The following is an 18,510-nucleotide window of genomic DNA, read 5'->3' as shown; positions in this document are numbered from 1 at the left end:
GAGCAATTTCACCTCTGTCACCACGTGGCTTGACAGAGGTGAAATTGATCCACGCAACAATGCCTACTCACAATGACAATATACAGTAAAAATACAGTCTAATAAACAAATGAAACCACAAGCATCTATAAACGGTAAAATCTGGCAACAGAAAATGATTAACGAAGATATAGTCACCGAATTATGTCGTAGTTTCAAAATTAGTGATTTACTTGCTAGGATAGTATCATTAAGAGTAAATAATCTAGAGGAAGTAGAACATTTCTTGAGACCGAAAATCAAAAATTTATTACCTGATCCTTTTCATCTACTTGATATGGAAAAGGCTGTAGATAGAACCGTTACAGCTATTTTCAATAACCAAAAAATATGTATCTTTGCCGATTATGATGTAGACGGTGCTACTTCAGCCGCTTTACTTAAAAATATTTTTAGAGATTTAAATATACTATGTGATATTTATGTTCCTGATCGTATAGCTGAAGGATACGGTCCAACTCCTTTTGCTATGCAAAAAATTAAAGATAACGGCACAGAATTATTAATTACGGTTGATTGCGGTGCTATGGCACATGAAGCCCTAAAATACGCAAAAGACGTTAATCTTGATGTTATAGTAATCGATCATCATATAGCTACGGAAATATTACCGGATGCAGTAGCTATAGTAAATCCAAATCGTATTGATGAAAAAAGCGAATATAAACATTTGGCAGCCGTAGGAGTTGCTTTCTTATTTGCAACTGCAATATTATCGAATTTAAAGAAGCAAAATTATTTCACGCAAACAATGCTTCAGCCTAATCTAATGCAGTATCTAGATTTAGTGGCTCTTGGTACTGTTTGCGATATGATGAAATTAACAGGCTTAAATCGTGCATTTGTTGCAAGCGGATTGAAAGTAATGCAACAAAGGCAAAATATAGGGATTAAAACATTATATGATATGGCAGGACTTAATGAAATACCAAAATGTTATCATTTAGGGTTTATTCTAGGTCCGCGTATCAATGCGGGCGGTAGAGTAGGAAAGTCAAGTTTAGGGGCTAATCTCCTATCTACTAGTTGTTCTAATGAAGCAAATAAATTAGCTAAAGAACTTGAAAAACATAATAATGAACGTAAAGTAATTGAGTTATTAATGATAGAAGAAGCGATGGAAATTGCTTTGACACAACAAGATAGTAGTTTATTATTTATCGTAAAAGAAGGATGGCATCCAGGCGTTATAGGAATCGTTGCCGGCAAATTAAAAGAAAAATTTGATAAGCCGGTGGCAGTTATAGCTTTAAATGATGGGATTGGTAAAGCTTCATGCCGTTCTATTTTAGGTATTGATTTTGGTGCTGAAATTATCAATGCTAAAAGCAAAGATTTGCTAATAGCAGGCGGAGGTCATGCTATGGCGGCAGGTTTTACCGTAACGGCTGAAAAATTACAAGAATTGCAGATTTTTTTTAATAATGCTTTTAGAATTAGCATAAATAAACTAGAAAATTATAAGCATGCGGAATATGATATTGATTTAACGGTTAATAGTGTGAATTTCCCTTTAATGGAGGAATTAAACACTTTAGAGCCTTTCGGTCAAGGAAATCATGAGCCTATATTTAAATTTGATGATTTATTTGTATTAAAAGCGGATATCGTTGGAAGTAAGCATATTAAATGTATGCTTGTTCCAAATAAGCGAGGCTTTGGTAATAAAGCCTTATCTGCTATTGCTTTTAATTCGGTAGGAACTGCATTTGAAGATGTTTTATTAAGCCCTAAAGCAAAAAATATTGCCGTAATAGGAACGTTAAAAACTAATAATTGGCAAGATAATTATACTATTCAATTAATTATAAAAGATATACTTCTAAAAGAGTAGATAGACAAGTATATATAATAACAACTTAAAAAATAATAATTTATGCGAAATTTAAAGAAAACAAAAAATACTACAATTTCTAAAGACTTAGCAGAAGTACAAGAGCATTATCAAGATTATCCTTATCCTTTCAGAGACCCAAATCAAGAAAAAGAATATTTACTTGCAACATGCGGTGAGTTCTTAGGAGAATTAAACCATTTTCTATATCAAGGAAAAGAAAATTTTAATAATCATTTTAGGTGCTTAATAGCAGGCGGCGGCACCGGTGATTCGACTATTTATCTTGCCGAGCAGTTAAAAGATAAAAATGCCGAAATAATATATCTAGATTTCAGCAAGCCTAGCATGGAAGTAGCACAAAAACGTGCAGAAGTACGAGGTCTTAAAAATATTAAATGGATTAATGATTCAATATTAAATATACCTAATCTAAAACTTGGAAAATTCGATTATATAAATTGTACCGGCGTGCTTCATCATTTAGCCAATCCTGATGAAGGTTTAAAAAATCTAAAAGATTCTTTAAAGCCGACCGGCGGTATGGGTTTAATGGTATATGCTAAATACGGACGTACCGGTGTTTATCAAATTCAGGATTTAATGAAAATGATAAATAAAGATACTAAGAGCCGTGTCGAAGAAGTAATGAACGGGAAACTAATTCTAGATAATTTGCCTGCTACTAACTGGTATAAAAGAGGTTGGGAATTATTTTCAGATTACCAAAATTTCGGTGACGTCGGAGTTTATGATATGTTCCTGAACAAACAGGATAGAGCCTATTCCGTTCCTGAGTTATATGAATTCGTAGAAAAAGCAAGCTTAAATTTTGTTGATTATCTTGATCCTTTAGAGAAAATTTTATTAAGACCGGAAAATTATATAAAAGATTTTTCACTTCTACAAAAAGTTAAAAAGATGGATAAAGTAACTAGAGAAGCAATTTCCGAAATACTTACCGGTAATATTATTAAACATTCATTTTACGTATCAAATCACAAAGATAGTGTAGCCTCTCTTGATGACCTTGATAATATACCGTACTTCCATAATATTGCCAATTTTGCTAAACAAATTTATGAGCATTTGGAATCTAATCCTTCAGCAGTAAATAATGCTATTAATTTTACTATTAATAATGGGATATTAAATAATGTTAATATCTCAATGTCGATATTTAGAAGCACTAAATATATTTTTAAATATATGGTAGAAGAGAAAAGTTTAAGAGAAATATTTGATGCGGTACGCAACGAATTAAACCAAGAAATAAGCAATGAGGCCTTATTAAATGAAGTTAAAAACGTATGCATGCCATTACTTAATACAAATGTGTTATTGTTAAAATCAAAGGATTGCTAGAGTTACGTGGATTGATTGATCCGTCATTGCGAGAAGAGGTTACCAGGGTCGTCATGAGCTACGCAGCCGTAAGCTGTGCGGCAATCTCATGAAATAATAATAAACCCCCAAGATTGCTTCGTAATTTTCTCGCAATGACCATTTACCGATTACCTGCTCGCAATGACGATTTGGGTTGACAATGTGCTATTAACGTTGTTAGTATGCTTTTACATACGTAGCCAGCTCTTATAAGCTAACAAGATAAATAATTCTTTAAACCGTAAGAATAAATAAAACTTTCTAAAAATCTAATTTGATTCCTAACTTAAATAAGTATATTACTTACCTTTAAACTTGATTGCTAACTCAACTTTTCAATTATAATCTATTAATAATAAAATAATGAACACAACTAATAAAGAATCCACAGCAGAACTTAACAATACCGAATCCAATAACAATTATAATAATTTTGCAGAGAACGGTAATATTATTAATTTAAAACAATTAAAACGTAAATTACCGGAGGAACTACAAGCTCAAGCAGAAGAATTAAAAATTGAAAATATTAATTCATTACTTAAACAAGAATTAGTTTTTGCAATTTTGAAAAAATCCGTAGAGCAGGGAGTTTTAATAGTGGGAGAGGGGGTACTTGAAGTACTACCTGACGGATTTGGTTTTTTACGTTCGCCGGAAGTAAACTACTTAGCAGGCCCTGATGATATTTATATTTCTCCTAGTCAGATTCGTCGCTTTGGTCTGCGTACCGGTGATACTGTAGAAGGTCAGATCAGAGCTCCAAAAGCCGGAGAACGTTATTTTGCTTTACTGAAAGTCAATAGAGTAAATTTTGAAGACCCTGCTAAAGCTTATCATCGTGTTCATTTTGATAATTTAACTCCCTTATATCCTGATGAAAAATTAGGATTAGAACTTGAAAATAATAGTAAAGATAGTAAGGATTTTAGTACACGGGTTATTGAACTTGTTGCCCCTATGGGTAAAGGACAACGTGCATTAATAGTAGCACCGCCTCGTACAGGTAAAACCGTATTATTACAAAATATAGCACATGCAATTACAACCAATAATCCGGAAGTATTTTTAATAGTACTGTTAATAGACGAAAGACCTGAAGAAGTAACCGATATGCAACGTTCCGTGTGTGGGGAGGTTGTTAGCTCTACTTTCGATGAACCGGCAAGTAGGCACGTGCAGCTTGCAGAAATGGTTATCAAAAAAGCAAAGCGTTTAGTAGAACATAAAAAAGACGTGGTAATTTTAGTAGATGCGATAACACGTTTAGCTCGTGCTTATAATACCGTAGTACCGTCATCAGGTAAAGTATTAACGGGCGGTGTTGATGCTAATGCTCTTCAGAGACCTAAAAGATTTTTCGGGGCAGCAAGAAATATTGAAAACGGCGGTTCGCTTACTATAATCGGTACGGCTTTAATTGAAACCGGTTCTCGTATGGATGAGGTAATTTTTGAGGAGTTTAAAGGTACAGGTAATTCCGAGATAGTTCTAGATCGTAAGATTGCCGATAAGCGTATTTATCCGGCTATTGATATAACTAGATCAGGAACTAGAAAAGAAGATTTATTAGTAGATAAAATAATATTAAATAAAATGTGGGTTCTTCGTCGTATTATCGATCCGATGGGTAGCAGTGAAGCAATAGAATTTTTACTCAAAAAACTTGAAAATACTAAAACTAACGGTGAGTTTTTTGAGATGATGAAGAGTCCTGAACGTCCTAAGAACGGTCTATAGTCAATTGATACCTATATTGTGCTTCGTTGTGCGTCGGCTCGCCTATTATATTATAGGCTGCGCTCCTCACGCCTGTCACAGTATAGGTCTGCATTGACTATAGTATTCTAAAAAAGTATATAAGATCATGAGTATAACACCTGATTATTTAATTGAAAGAAGACAAATAAAATCTCGTTTGTTAATTTGGAAGCTAGCAGCTATTATTTTAATTGCGATCGTATTCTTACTAGTCGGTAAAGATTTTGCTCCAAAAGAGGTGTTACCTATTAATAGTAATGCAGACTATATAGCTTCCGTATTAATAGACGAAATAATTCTTGAAGACGAAAAGCGTGACAAAAAGCTCAAAAAAATAATCGATGATTCTCATATTAAAGCGTTAATAGTTAACGTAAATTCTCCCGGCGGTACGGTAGTCGGCGCTGAAAAAATTTATAATATTCTGCGTAAAATATCCGCAAAAAAGCCGGTAGTGATCGTTATGGGAACAATGGCTGCAAGCGGCGGTTATTTAATCTCTCTTGGAGGTGATTATATTATCAGTCATAACGGAACTATTACAGGTTCAATCGGTGTAATACTACAAACAGCCGAGGTAACGGAGCTTGCTCAAAAATTGGGGATTAAGTTTAATAATTTCAAATCGGGTGAATTAAAAGCTGTCCCAAATCCTACCGAAAAACTGACGGAAGCAGTACGGGTAGCCATTATGGAAAATATAGAAGATACTTATAATTTCTTCCTTGAACTTGTTGCAGAGAGGCGTAATCTTCCTATAGAAGAAGTAAAAAAGCTCGCAGACGGACGAGTATATTCAGGTCGTCAGGCTTTAAAGTTAAAGCTTGTAGATGCTATAGGCTCGGAAGATACTGCATTAAAATGGTTACAGGAAGTTCAGAAAATTAATGTTAATCTACTAGTTAAAGATTACCAATTAAAACCAAAACCAAAATTAATAGACATAATACTTGAAGATTTTGATAGTATAGCACCTAGTTTTTTTAAAAATAGTTTTAACGGAATCAAAGCGATTTTTTAATAATGATTACTAAGAATTATTTAATAGATAAAATACATGATAAGCTGAATTATCTTTCTAAAGAAGATGTTAAAGATTCAGTAGATTTAATTTTAGATTATTTAAACGAATCTCTTACAAAACAAAAGCGTATCGAAATCAGAAATTTCGGTAATTTCTCTATCCGCAAACGCAAATTTCCTGACAGCGAAAAATTCTATAATACGGTTTATTACAGAATGCCTAAAAATTTATTTAAGGAGTAAATAATAATATTCCATGGCTCTTCATATTGAAGATTTAGAACTCTTCAAAAAAATATTATCGATAGATGGGAAGCTGATTATTCAAGCACTTAATATAGACTCTTTTATATATCACGATATTATAGGTAATGGGAAATATGATTTTTTTTTGAAGCATTATATAATTACTTAAATGATAGTACACCAACAATCATGCCTTTAGTATCTGAATAAGAAAGAATATTATCCTATTGTTGAAGAATTATGTAATGAATCTTTAAAGGAAAAAACATCATCAATAATGATATATTTAGAAAAAGAATCTGATAATCACCCTCACCTAGATGGGAATATGAAGAAACTTTAGAATATTCTTTAAACACTAGAAAAAATTATGATAAGCTTAAATCTGAACCCGAAATAGAAAGAAGCGAAGATGAACCTAATTTAAATTATGCAGAATTAGAGTTAAAATATTATGGAGAATCTTTAGACTATTACTGAAAGGTTATAGGGTAGGGTAATAAAATTTTCCTCTCACTTGACATTATAATAATAGGCAGCTATCTTAAGTGTAAAATTAAAACAGAGTATTTATGATAAGGTATTTAATAATTTTATTTGCTTCTATAGCTTTAATTGGCTGTACCGGTCAAAAAACTACAAAACCCAAAGAAGTAGTAGAGCTTGGCGGTGATCCAAGCTATGCAATTATGCAAACAATCGATAGTACTAACAGAAATATCGCTAGCACTACTTCATCTCTTCCGAGTACTCCAGCTAGATAGAAATGCTTGCTATTATTTCTTCTGCTAAAACTCTAAATTTCGAGAAGTTAGCTCCCAAGACGGAGCTGACGACTCCAATGTCCCTTACGTTAACTAATCAACTACTTTCTACACTCCAAAGCTATTCTGAGAATCAATTATCGAAAATAATGAATATAAGTGCAAAACTTGCACATATAAATAAAGAAAGATTTAAGGATTTTGATAATCAAGAGAGTAAAGCGGCTATTTTTGCTTATGCAGGAGATGTTTTTAATAATATACATATAGAAAAATTAACTAATCATGAATTAAATTTCCTGCAATCACATTTGCTTATTATATCAGGACTTTACGGAGTCTTAAAACCGCTAGATACTATTAAGCCGTATAGATTAGAAATGGCAACAAAATTAAATGAAATAAATTTAACAAACTTTTGGCAAGATGAAGTCACTAATTATATTAATAAAATTCTTGCTAAACAGGAAAATAAATATTTACTCAACCTAGCATCACAAGAATATTCATCTGTAATAAACCCAAATAAACTTAAATATCAATTAGTTAACGTTCATTTTAAAGAAAATAGGAACGGTAAATTATCAACAATCGGTATAAATGCTAAAAAAGCTCGCGGGGCGATGGTCAAGGTTATTGCTAACAACCTAATTGACTCACCTGAGCTACTTAAGAATTTCTCATATTTAGGTTATGCATTTAGTACTAAACACTCATCCGATAACGAATTGGTGTTTATTAAGAGTTAAAATAGCAGGGGTGAAATACCAATAGAAATGCTTCAAGTTATTAACTTGAATTAAAAAATTAGTATTTTATTTATAAAATAGTGGGTTTACTTTATAATACATGCCTATTTATTAATAAGTATTTATTATGATAAAAAATCCTAAATCTTCAGCAGTCTCAAAATTTAATCCTATAGCATTGTCACACAATAAAATAATAGAGTCTAAATCAAAAAAGTCTTTAATTGTAGCGGGGGAATGAATAGAACCATTAAAAAATGTAAAAAGTTCTATAGATGCCAGTGCAGAAATAGCAACAACTCTTTTAAACTCTTTAGATAGCAAAACAACAAAAAAATTGGGTATTCCACAAGTAACAAGCCTAAAACTTAATACACTAAAAACTTTATTTGATAATTATGAATATAAAAATATTCAAGAACATAAAGTGCTGAAAGAAGCCTTAAGCAAATATCATGTTGCATTAAAAGCGAATAAAGAAATTAGCATTTTTATAAGCCCCAAAACTTATAGTACTCCTATTGTAAATAAAGAACCCGAAACTATTAATTTTATAAATATTTTTCTTCAACTTCAAGGGATGATCACTGCTATACATTGCAGTATAATGAATAACCATGTGGAAGTAGCAGAAAAATTATTTATAGATATATTGTCAAAAGCAAATATAGATTTAAATTTAATATATTCCCAATACGAATTTCAAATTCATAAAGCTTATACCAATACTTTATTTGAGTTAGTCAATCAGTTTATATCATGGAGTATGGAGATAAAATTATTAAAGATTTAACGCCTCATATAAGGCATTATTACAATATTACATATACGCTCTCTACCATGTTAATTAATAATAATCACTTAGATGAAGCTAAAAAATTGCTTACGGCAGCACTTAGCAATATCACTATAGATGATCAAGTAAATGCCAAAAATATAGGTTGGTATCAGTATAACTTAGGGGTTATTTATTATAAAACTGGTCAGTTAGAACTTGCTATAAAATATTATAACAGTGCAATAGATAGGTTACCTGAAGAGGAATAAATCATATATAATTTATGGACTATCTATGGTTATCACTCTGATTCAAAAAATATAGAAAATTTACTAAATAAGATGCCTGAAGGTAGACTTAAAGCTTTACTAAAATTAGGTCGAGACTTAAATAATATCACCAATGAAAAATTAGAGACAATGAATTCTAAAAATTTATTACCTTACCACGTTCAAAGTTTTGCGCTTTATAAATATACTGCTAAATATAATGCTCTTTCAGATGAGAGAAAAATTGCACAAAAAATATGTTTAGCAAAGGATTTAAATACAATAATTTAAAAAACTGATGTCAATAATACTGATGAGTTACTTGTACTTTCGGTTGCCATTTATACAAAACAATTGGATATAGCACATAATATATTAAATAACATTCCTAACAACAATATTGCTATTTATAAAAGTTTAAATTTATCTACTTTAGCAGCTTTTCCTGATCCAAATTCTATAATTTATAATGCAAATACACTAAAAAAAGAAGAAATAACAGAAGTCCTTAATGCTGCCAGCATCTCGCTAATGGCAGAAGATGCAAAAGAATTTGTTTCTAAAAATGCTCAAAACGTTTTACAAAATGTAGAGAAAGTTTTAGAAGACGCCCCTCAAAATGAAGAAACTTTAGAAATGGGAATAAATGCTGCTTTACTTAATAATGACATAAATAAAGCTAAGGAATATGCAAACCAATTAAGTAAGGAAAAACAAGAAGAAATTTTTAAAAATGATTTTAGAGAGGTTAATGACGCAGAGGATTTAGATCAATTATTTAAGCAATATGATGCAAAAAAATTCATCAGTATTATTAGCTTAAAAAAACAACAGCTTCATATATTAAGTCATAAAATTACTCATTATATCACTTCATGGAATATTCTAGAGAAAGGGTATATTAAAAATACTGAAGCTACTTATATAGGTAAATATAAAGGTCAAGATTGTTATAGTATTATTGATGAAAAAATAAAGAAAGCTGTTGATTCTTTACTGCCACGGTTTGAGAAAGCTATGGAGAAAGGAATAATACATCATCAATATGGAATAAATGGAGTTAAATTTTTGAAGGAGAATGCTGTTGAAATAAAAATTAACACCGGTAAACGTATATTAACGGATAAAATTTATGAAAACACAAGACACGAGTTATTAATAAATTTTGATTATGAGACCAACCCTAAAGAAGCTGAAGTATTTATTAACGGTCACCATTTGGAGATTTGCCCTACCGAAGGTTTATAAATTTTATCCTATCTAATTGATATTCTCTAACCTTCTTTGAACATTGAAAAGCCTATACTTTATGCTGCGTTCGCCGTTTGATACCTTTGTAGAAATACCAAAAAATGGAGAATGGTGAGTGATAGTGGGCTCGAACCACCGACCTTTACGATGTCAATGTAAAAGTCCTTCCCACCCTACTTTTTTGCTTTTTTCTCATACACTAATTTGTAGCTCATAACCCTCATATTTAAGGCTTTTCCTTATTACCAAATAGTTATAGCTTAACTGTAGTAGAGTTGCAGTTATTTGTCAATCTCTAAAAAATATTACAAATTTGAAAATAACATGTGGATATGATGAGCATATAGTGAGTGCAAATTCATGAGCAATTTTTATCTTGTAAATATACCTGGACCTTTTGAATTTGCTAAGAAATTATAGCAACTATTGGTTGTTTAATTGTATATAGTTAGGATAAATAATCATTTTTTAAAGTATAATCCTATTTAACATAAGATTTGTTTTTCTGAGTAAAGCATATTACAGTTTAATTATATATGTATTAAGCTGGGGGAGGATTTATGTCAGTTAAATCACTAATTTTTACTAAAGAGCTACTTCACGAGATTAAAGCTCCACTGGCAAAACGAGATGTATATAAAGATACCAAAGAAAAAGGATTATTGTTAATAGTATCATATGGTGGTAGTAAAATATTTTACTTAGGTACAGTACTTAATAAAAAATATCATAGAATCAAAATAGGAGTATTTCCTGATTTATCAATTCATGATGCTAGAGTAAAAGCATCTGAATTAAAGGGTGAGATTGCCAAAGGATATAATCCTGTAGAAGAAAAAGCTAGATTATCCAAAGAACTGACCTTTAAGGAGCTTTATGATAAATACCTTAATGAATATAGTAAAATTAATAATAAAAGATGGAAAGATTATGCCGCTTCTGTAGATAGATATGCAAAACATTTATATCCTAGAAAAATATCTACTATTCAAAAAACAGATATTCAAGAGTTGTTTAATAATTTAACTAAAACTGGTAAATATGGAGCTAATAGATTTCTTGAAGTTTTAAGTCCTGTATTTAGTAAAGCAATAGAATTGGAATTGCTTACAATAATCCAGTTATTGGGATAAAGAAACATCAGGAACAATCTAGAGATCGTTATTTAACTAGGGAAGAAATACCACGATTTTTCACAGCAATAGCAGATGAGAAAAACAAAGTAATGAAGGATTTTTTCTTAATAGCTTTGTATACATCAGTTCGTAAAGATAATTTACTTACTATGAAATGGGAACAGGTTAGTTTTGCTGATAAACAATTATATCTTCCAGAGACTAAGAATGGTGATCCGCACCGTTTACCTTTACTAGATCAGGCAATAGAAATATTAAAAGCAAGAAAAGCGCAATCTAATAGCATTTGGATATTTCCAAGTGAGAGCAGCAGTAGTGGTCACCTACAAGAACCAAAGAAAGCATGGAATAGAATTTGTAAAAAAGCAGGAATAGCAAATTTAAGGATACATGATTTAAGAAGAACAATACCAAGTTGGATGGCAATGACTGGAGCAAATCAATATGTAATAGGACAACTTCTAAATCATAGAGATCCAAGATCAACGGCAGTTTATGCTAGACTTGCCAATGATACTGCTCGAGAATATATGCAAAGAGCCGTAAATACTATTATAAATATAAAATCTTAAATATATATTAATTAATATTATTCATGTTATAATAATTCCTGTATTAAGTGAGTTCTATAAGAACAGAAAGGCTAGAAGAGGAAAGTAATAAAGCAATTGTTGCAACAAGCTTGGAAATTCCTTTTTTGCTTCTTCTATACTCTTAAGAATTATTGAGTTTTTGAAGATTTTACAACAATGAAGAATTTTATAATTATGAATACTAAAGAAAAAGCTAAAGTACTTAGCTGTTTTGGTGTAGCTAATTATTTTTTAGTGTTAGTTGATAAAGAAGCATGGGATAGTATAACCCAGTTAAAGCTGCAGAAGTTAATATATTTTGCTCAAGGTATTCATCTTGCTTTATTTGATAAAGTGTTGTTTGAAGAAGAGATTAAGGCTTGGAAAAATGGGCCAGTAGTACCAGCTTTACTCTCAATATTTGGCAGCTTTAGAGATAATGTAATTCCTTTGCCCGGAGAAATAGATTTTGCTATTTATAACTTAGCAACAAAAAAATTACTTCACAAAGTATATTCTTTTTATGGTGAACATTCAGCTGCTTATTTACGTCATTTAACACATACACATTCTATTTGGTATGCAGCTATAGAGAAAGCAGATAATACTATTACTAAAGAAAAGATACAGGAATTTTTTAAAGCTAATATAATAAATGATATTAAAGATTATATTTTATCAACTACTAAAGAAGATATTGCTCAAATAGAAAATGCTGAAGATGGCTGGTGGATGAATTATGATAGTGGTATACCTGCTGAAGATATTACAGAATATCTTTTGAAGGTAAAGAAGAAAAAAGAGGGTAACAAAAATTGCAAGTCACTTGGTCTGATGAAGCCCTAGATCGTAGTTACAATTTTGGCAACGTACTAACCCCAAAATAAGTAATTGGAACTATAATGGTTAATTTAAATTAGTTTTATTATTAAAAAGGAATTGAATCGGCACATTTTCACTATTTTCTATAAGGAAACGATAATATTGTTTTGCAAGATCCACAGCATCATAACTGGATAGCAAGCTTTAAACATTCTAGTTTTAACTCCACATCACTTCTAAACATACATAACTTACCAATAATTTATTTCATTAATATTAGCAAAATTACTGCTAATTATCAATAAATTCATGGATAGAGCTATAGATTCTATCTCCAGATAGTCACAGTTTTAAATGAATTACCGCTTTTTTTGTTATGGCTTAAAACTCCACTGGCAATGTAAAAATTAGGATGTTAACGTCATGACTAGCAAAACTCTATTAACGGCAATATCACCTTATTATATGAATAATAATTGTGCTAATCAAAGATTATATTGGTCACTAACTACTTCCTTAAAATATATGGGACTGAGTTTAGATGAGTGGTTCGTGATCTTACTTGGTATAGTACCTGGGATAGTGTTACTGAATAGTGGACATGCTAAGCTTGGTATAATATGCATTATAGCTGGAGTTGTACTTTGTTATGCATTTAAGAAGTTTAAGAAACTATCGGAGTATTTTGTACTTAAGAGTTATTTAGTTGCTAAGAAATGGCTATATGCTCCTACTTCTTATCCTAATTTGCTTGGTAAAAAAATAGGTAAGTAATGGATCATTTATTTAAGCAAAGCTCTATTCAGCAGCTAGTTAAATATAATAAGAGATTATTGCTTATCACATTGCTGCTTGCGTTTACGAGTCTTCTTGGGATGATTAAAACAGTTAGCACGGAAGAAAAATGGTTATTAATTCCGGCAATGGAGCCAGATAGAAGAATGATAGTATCATCCAAAAGCTATCATGAGACCTATCTTAAAGAATGGGCAGTTTTTGTAATGAAAGAATTATTTACTACTTCGCCAGAAGAAGTAGAGAGGCAAATAGCAGATATGAAGGTGGTGTCTAGTAATACAGAACAGCTAGATAAGTTTTTTAAAGAACATTTAGATTTTGTTAAAGGATCTAATGTTTCATCAGTATTTTTTCCTAAAAAAGTAAAAGTCATTGCGGATGGAGTATTAATTAATGGAACATTTCGTTATTGGTTTTCTGAGAATAAGCATATAGCAGCTGATAAAACTTATTTGTTAACCTACAAGCGAGGAGCAAATCATTTATTATTACTTACAGGTATTAAGGAAGAAGAGGCAAATAAGCAATGAAAAGTTTGAAGTCAGAGTTACAGATATTAGTAGTTTGCGTTGGAATAATGCTTGCAAGCTTTAGTAGTAATGCTTATGGGACACATTATATGTTACATGCTGATTCTTTGTTAGAGCTGCAAATAGCCAAAGATGCTCCAACTAGGATTAATATCGAAGGAGAAAAAATTAATGATATTTTTATTCACCCTAGGGAAGCTGCAGAAATAGTTGTGCATGATTCGGGCTGTTTGTTTATTTTGCCGCAGCAAGATAACAGTAAACTTTACCTAACTCTAATTGGAGAAAATGGTACGACCCAAGATTTAATCTTGAATTTTACTAAAACTAAACCAGCTCCTATTAGACTCATTAAGTTTGATTTAGAACAAGAAGTAACAAAGTTAACTAATAATAAGGAAGATAAGCATCATGAATGTAAAAAACAAAGATGTAATAGAAAAAGAAAATAATAAACAGTATTTAAGAATAATATATCCTTTATTGCCGGTATTGTTAATTTTTTGTGTAAATGTAATACTATCTGAAGTTGCTTTAGGAGAAACATTAGAAGGACAGTTAGATCGCATTGGTGGGCTCTCTACTGGTAAACTTAAAACTATCGGGATATCAGGAGCAACGATTTTATCATCAATCTGGGCAGTAGTCAGGGGTAATTTAAGGCTTGCCGGAGCAATTGTAGCTATTGGTATTATTTTAGGGTTTTATTTAGAGTGGGTCTCTAGTGGGATGAAAATCAGTTAGATAATTAAGATATTGATTAAAAGCAATGGATCAAGATTTCAATAAGCAGGAAGAATTACAAAGTACAGTAGAGGATCATAAATTACCATCTACATTTAGTAAAAGATTATCAGGGCTTATAGAGATAATTAAAAACAGACCATTAGTAACGCTAGCTTGCATAGGAGTAATAATGGTTTTGGTATTTTATGGATTGTCAGAAAGTGAGGTAAAAGCTTCCCGAGGTTTACAAGAAGATAGACAATCAAGGGAAATATCAGGAATAGAAAAGGCCATAGATCCAAGGGCTAAATGGACTGCAGAAATATTAAATGAAGTTAAAAACATGCAGAATCATTTAGAAAAGCTAATAGAGAATAAATATTTAGAAACTAAAACTAAAATTGATGATTTTAGTCAAAAGTTAGAATCATTAGAGAGCCTCATGAAGAAACTATATTATATGATGGCAATGATTTTAATAATAATCAAAAAATAGAAGATTTACTAGATAATAACCTTGAGCAAAGCATTGTTGCTGCTCCTACTGCTCCAGTAAAAAGATTACTTGGTTATGTAAAAAGAGCTGATGTGGAGCTCAAAAAAGATTTTAAAGATTATATTACTACTGGCAGCTTTGCAAGAGGGGTGCTGCTTACTGGAGTAGTAGTTGGAACCGGCACTAATAACTCAGCATCTCCTGAGCCAATAATGATAAGGCTTGTTGATACAGCTATTTTTTCTAAAGGATATAAAACGGAGCAAATCAAAGAAGCAATTTTAATTGGTTCTTGCAGCGGGGATATTTCATCAGAGCGGGCTAAATGCCGGTTAGAGACGGTATCTTTATTAAATCGTAACGGCAAGATAATTGAAACACCGGTAGAAGGCTGGTTAATAGGAGAAGATGGTAGACCTGGAATTAAAGGGATAGTTGTTGATAGATCATCAGATATAGCAAGGATGGCGGTGCTTAACGGTGTACTTGGCGGGATAGCACAATTTTTTCAGAACCAGGCGACAAATAGCATATTTCCGGTGTCACCGATTACCGGGCAACAAAATGCCTTAAAAGCTCAGGATTCTCTTAAAACCGGTGTTTATGCCGGTACCGGTAATGCTTTAGAAAAGCTTGCTGATTTTGCAATTAAACGGGCAGAAAGCATGAGTCCGGTAATTGTTGTAGCTTCAGGTAGAGTAATAGATGTAGTATTTAGAAAAGGTTTTGATTTAAGAGAGAATAAAGAGGCTGCTAAAGTAGATAGAGTACTACCACCAACTACTACTGATTATTCGCAAAATAGCACAAATTATAGTAATTATCAAAATTATGCCGGTAATAAAGTGACAAGTTTTACTAAGGCAAAAACTAAATTGCAAGAACGTTTTATTAAGAATGATGATGAAATGACAGATATTGATTTGCGGTCAGAACAACAATATCCGGGTAATTTTTAATGAATAATAAAATAATTAATCTGCTGTTGTTATTAATGTTAAGCTTTAGCGTTGCTAATTGTAAGTTGATGCCATATAGAAGCGATTTTGATTGCCCGCTGCCCCAAGGACTAAAATGTAAATCTTTATATGAAGTAAATAAAATAGCAGATCTTGATATGTTTAATCCAAATAATAATAATGATAAGCCTAATTTTAAATCGAGATGCTCTACTAGATGCTTTGGAGGGTATAATTAATGACATCAGGAATTGATAAAGATTTTACTCGGGAAAGACTAGCTAAACATTTTGTTTATGAATCATATGATGAGGAGAGTAGCTTGTTTTTTAATAGGGCTTCAGTAGGATTTGTGCTACTTGGTTGGCCACTGGTTGGGACAAGCTTGCAAGCTCAAGGAGAGATAGCAGAATTTTTAAAAAGTGATGAGAATTTACCGGTAGGAAGTAGTTTTCAAATATTGATGATTGGCTCTGATCATATAAGAGAATATCTAGATAACTGGCAATTACATAGAAAAGGTACAATTTTTGCTGAGCTTAGCAGTAGAAGAGCAAAGTTTCTAGAGCAAAAAGCAAAGGCAGAGGGAAATATCAAAGATGTCGTGTTATTAATTTCAGTAACTATTCCGACGCTGACGATTGATATTAATGAGATGATACGAAGAAGAGAAGTATTACAAGATACATTTAAATCAATTGGTCTTACTACTTATAATGTTGAGGCAACATTGCTATTAAAATTTGTCCGTTTAATATTTGGCTGGAGAGAAGAAGAGCATCCTGAACTTAATCCTTATGAAATATTATCTGAGCAGATTTTACCTGGTAATTTTTCTTTATATGAACAGGAAGATTATGTAAGTCTTAATGATAATCAAATATTTATAAGCTTAGAGGCAGGAAAAAGACCTTCTGAGTGGCGATTATCGGCAATGGATTTGTTTTTAGGTAATGAGCTAAGACGAGATGAATATATTAAAGCAAATTTTCTGATTCATTTTGGTTTGCAGATTATACCAAATCAGTTAGTGGCAAAAACATCTGCTATTACTAAAAGAGAAGCTTTAGAGAGAAACATTAATGCCGGGATGGGTAAATTCTTTCCTAATCTGCAACTAGAAGCAGAAGATTTAGCAGGAGCAGTAGCATCTTTGCAAAGTGGTGATAGAGTAGTAAATATCCACTTAAATGTCATTATGTGGGATCAGAAGAATAAAGCCAAAGGGGCAGCATCACAGTTTTGCTCACAGCTTCGTCGAAGTAGCTGGCATTTTGTCCCTTGTAAATATGATCATTTAGCAGTAGTGCTTGCTAGTTTACCGATGCAGTTAGTTGAAGCAGCACCAAATTCTTTAATGGGTAAATTTAATAGATTCAATAATATATTAAATAAAAGGACTCGGGGGATTGGCGTAGCATTATCAAATCTTGGTAGAGGTATAAGGACTATTGCCTCAGAAAGTAAGGTGTTACTGCCTATCATTGGTGAATGGAAAGGGGATTTAAGCTCTCCTGGAATGTTACTTACCGGTAGAAGAGGACAGATTATGTATTGGTCGCCCTTTGGTTCAGCATTAATTGGCTCAAATTTATATAGTGCATATGCAGCTCCAAATGAAAATTTTAATCTTTGTATAGCAGGAGTACCAGGATCTGGTAAATCAGTGTTTATGCAGGAGTTAATGCTATCAATTTTGGGTATAGGCGGCAAAGTATTTGTTCTTGATTATGGTAGATCATTTAAAAGAACCTGTTTGCTACTGGGCGGTAATTATATTGAATTTGATGTAAAAAATCCTATTTCTATTAATCTATTTTCAGAAATTCCAGCAGACGGCAGCGAAGGCTCAATTGAAGCACAGGCAGATTTTCTAGCAAGTTTTCCATCAATTCTAGCAACCATGGCAGCTCCTCAGTATGGCACTAATGATTTGCAGCAACCAATGCTACAAAAGGCCTTAATAGCTGTCTGGCAAGCAAAAGGAGCAAGAGCTGAGATAACTGACATAGCAGATTGGTTGCTTAAAAGAGAAGAGTCTTACTCGCAAGAACTTGGTAATATGCTATTTCCATTTACCCGTGATGGGCAATATGGCAAGTTTTTTAGTGGTAAGGCAAAATTATCACTAAATTCAGATATAGTAGTAATTGAAACTGATCATCTTCGTAGTAGCCCGGCACTACTTGCAGTAATTGTACAAATCATGATTGTTCATATTAACCAGAGCATGGTTAAAGGTGATAGGAAGCGTCCCTTTCTAATCATGATTGATGAAGCATGGAAATTACTATCTGGCAAGAGATCTGGAGAATTTATTGAAGAAGCAGGAAGAATAGCTAGAAAATACAACGGCTCAATAACGCTTGCT

The 18,510-nt window shown here is 32.0% G+C and carries 19 protein-coding genes and 2 pseudogenes; 20 read left to right on the top strand and 1 reads right to left on the bottom strand.

Translation table 11 applies throughout. The features are described from left to right. Positions 1-109: 109 nt before the first annotated feature. The 7 genes from recJ to RAT170B_RS05060 all read left to right on the top strand — a co-directional run bounded on the left by recJ (position 110) and on the right by RAT170B_RS05060 (position 7,802). The gene (gene recJ, locus RAT170B_RS05090; protein ID WP_045805778.1) at positions 110-1,873 is read left to right on the top strand and encodes a single-stranded-DNA-specific exonuclease RecJ; all 1,764 of its coding nucleotides are present in this window, start codon (positions 110-112) and stop codon (positions 1,871-1,873) included. A gap of 42 nt (positions 1,874-1,915) precedes the next feature. Then, positions 1,916-3,238: a class I SAM-dependent methyltransferase gene (locus RAT170B_RS05085; RefSeq protein ID WP_014014375.1), complete on the top strand. Its 1,323-nt coding sequence runs from the start codon at positions 1,916-1,918 to the stop codon at positions 3,236-3,238. A gap of 384 nt (positions 3,239-3,622) precedes the next feature. Then, positions 3,623-4,999 (top strand): transcription termination factor Rho, encoded by a 1,377-nt coding sequence (gene rho / locus RAT170B_RS05080; protein WP_045805777.1) that lies wholly within the window; start codon positions 3,623-3,625, stop codon positions 4,997-4,999. A gap of 127 nt (positions 5,000-5,126) precedes the next feature. Beyond that, positions 5,127-6,041 (top strand): signal peptide peptidase SppA, encoded by a 915-nt coding sequence (gene sppA, locus RAT170B_RS05075; protein ID WP_045805776.1) that lies wholly within the window; start codon positions 5,127-5,129, stop codon positions 6,039-6,041. A gap of 2 nt (positions 6,042-6,043) precedes the next feature. Then, complete coding sequence (locus RAT170B_RS05070; protein WP_045805775.1) at positions 6,044-6,286, top strand: HU family DNA-binding protein; 243 nt, start codon at positions 6,044-6,046, stop codon at positions 6,284-6,286. Positions 6,287-6,861: 575 nt separating this feature from the next. Then, positions 6,862-7,053: a hypothetical protein gene (locus tag RAT170B_RS05065; protein WP_045805774.1), complete on the top strand. Its 192-nt coding sequence runs from the start codon at positions 6,862-6,864 to the stop codon at positions 7,051-7,053. Positions 7,054-7,055: 2 nt separating this feature from the next. Continuing rightward, entirely contained in the window at positions 7,056-7,802 is a 747-nt protein-coding gene (locus RAT170B_RS05060) for a YaaA family protein (RefSeq protein WP_014014381.1), read from the top strand. Positions 7,803-7,913: 111 nt separating this feature from the next. On the opposite strand, the gene RAT170B_RS12165 is transcribed toward RAT170B_RS05060, so the two are convergent. Continuing rightward, on the bottom strand, positions 7,914-8,126 hold the full coding sequence (locus tag RAT170B_RS12165; protein ID WP_014014382.1) for a hypothetical protein: 213 nt from the start codon (positions 8,124-8,126) through the stop codon (positions 7,914-7,916). A gap of 13 nt (positions 8,127-8,139) precedes the next feature. On the opposite strand from RAT170B_RS12165, the gene RAT170B_RS11590 reads away from it, so the two are divergent. The 13 genes and pseudogenes from RAT170B_RS11590 to RAT170B_RS04985 form a co-directional block, all read left to right on the top strand. Continuing rightward, a complete protein-coding gene (locus RAT170B_RS11590; RefSeq protein WP_014120836.1) occupies positions 8,140-8,595 on the top strand; it encodes a hypothetical protein in 456 nt (151 codons plus the stop codon). Continuing rightward, positions 8,562-8,849, top strand: a complete 288-nt coding sequence (locus RAT170B_RS11585; protein ID WP_261368727.1) for a tetratricopeptide repeat protein — start codon at positions 8,562-8,564, stop codon at positions 8,847-8,849. Before RAT170B_RS11590 ends, RAT170B_RS11585 begins: the two co-directional genes overlap by 34 nt. Positions 8,850-8,921: 72 nt before the next feature. Next, positions 8,922-9,140, top strand: coding sequence for a hypothetical protein (locus RAT170B_RS11580; RefSeq protein WP_045805773.1), 219 nt, complete (start codon positions 8,922-8,924; stop codon positions 9,138-9,140). Between the two features lie 63 nt (positions 9,141-9,203). Beyond that, a complete protein-coding gene (locus tag RAT170B_RS11575; protein ID WP_261368726.1) occupies positions 9,204-10,097 on the top strand; it encodes a hypothetical protein in 894 nt (297 codons plus the stop codon). Positions 10,098-10,660: 563 nt separating this feature from the next. Next, positions 10,661-11,808 (top strand): annotated as a pseudogene (locus tag RAT170B_RS05025) (tyrosine-type recombinase/integrase). 195 nt (positions 11,809-12,003) lie between these two features. Further along, positions 12,004-12,654, top strand: a complete 651-nt coding sequence (locus RAT170B_RS05020) for a Panacea domain-containing protein (protein ID WP_045805848.1) — start codon at positions 12,004-12,006, stop codon at positions 12,652-12,654. 441 nt (positions 12,655-13,095) lie between these two features. Continuing rightward, positions 13,096-13,404 (top strand): hypothetical protein, encoded by a 309-nt coding sequence (locus RAT170B_RS05015; RefSeq protein WP_045805847.1) that lies wholly within the window; start codon positions 13,096-13,098, stop codon positions 13,402-13,404. Further along, positions 13,404-13,958, top strand: a complete 555-nt coding sequence (locus RAT170B_RS05010) for a TraE/TraK family type IV conjugative transfer system protein (protein ID WP_045805772.1) — start codon at positions 13,404-13,406, stop codon at positions 13,956-13,958. The genes RAT170B_RS05015 and RAT170B_RS05010 overlap by 1 nt, the downstream gene beginning before the upstream one ends. Further along, complete coding sequence (locus tag RAT170B_RS05005) at positions 13,955-14,410, top strand: hypothetical protein (RefSeq protein ID WP_045805771.1); 456 nt, start codon at positions 13,955-13,957, stop codon at positions 14,408-14,410. The genes RAT170B_RS05010 and RAT170B_RS05005 overlap by 4 nt, the downstream gene beginning before the upstream one ends. Further along, positions 14,370-14,702, top strand: a complete 333-nt coding sequence (locus tag RAT170B_RS05000) for a hypothetical protein (protein WP_045805770.1) — start codon at positions 14,370-14,372, stop codon at positions 14,700-14,702. The genes RAT170B_RS05005 and RAT170B_RS05000 overlap by 41 nt, the downstream gene beginning before the upstream one ends. A gap of 25 nt (positions 14,703-14,727) precedes the next feature. Then, positions 14,728-16,139 (top strand): annotated as a pseudogene (locus RAT170B_RS12160) (TraB/VirB10 family protein). Beyond that, a complete protein-coding gene (locus tag RAT170B_RS04990; RefSeq protein WP_045805769.1) occupies positions 16,139-16,378 on the top strand; it encodes a hypothetical protein in 240 nt (79 codons plus the stop codon). Before RAT170B_RS12160 ends, RAT170B_RS04990 begins: the two are co-directional and overlap by 1 nt. Then, on the top strand, positions 16,378-18,510 hold a 2,133-nt coding region (locus RAT170B_RS04985), incomplete at its 3' end, for a TraC family protein (RefSeq protein WP_045805768.1). The genes RAT170B_RS04990 and RAT170B_RS04985, both read left to right, overlap by 1 nt.

It is taken from the genome of Rickettsia argasii T170-B (genome assembly GCF_000965185.1).
Lineage (GTDB): Bacteria > Pseudomonadota > Alphaproteobacteria > Rickettsiales > Rickettsiaceae > Rickettsia > Rickettsia rickettsii.
Note: the sequence above shows the minus strand (reverse complement) of the source record. Positions and strands in the feature narration are given on the sequence as shown.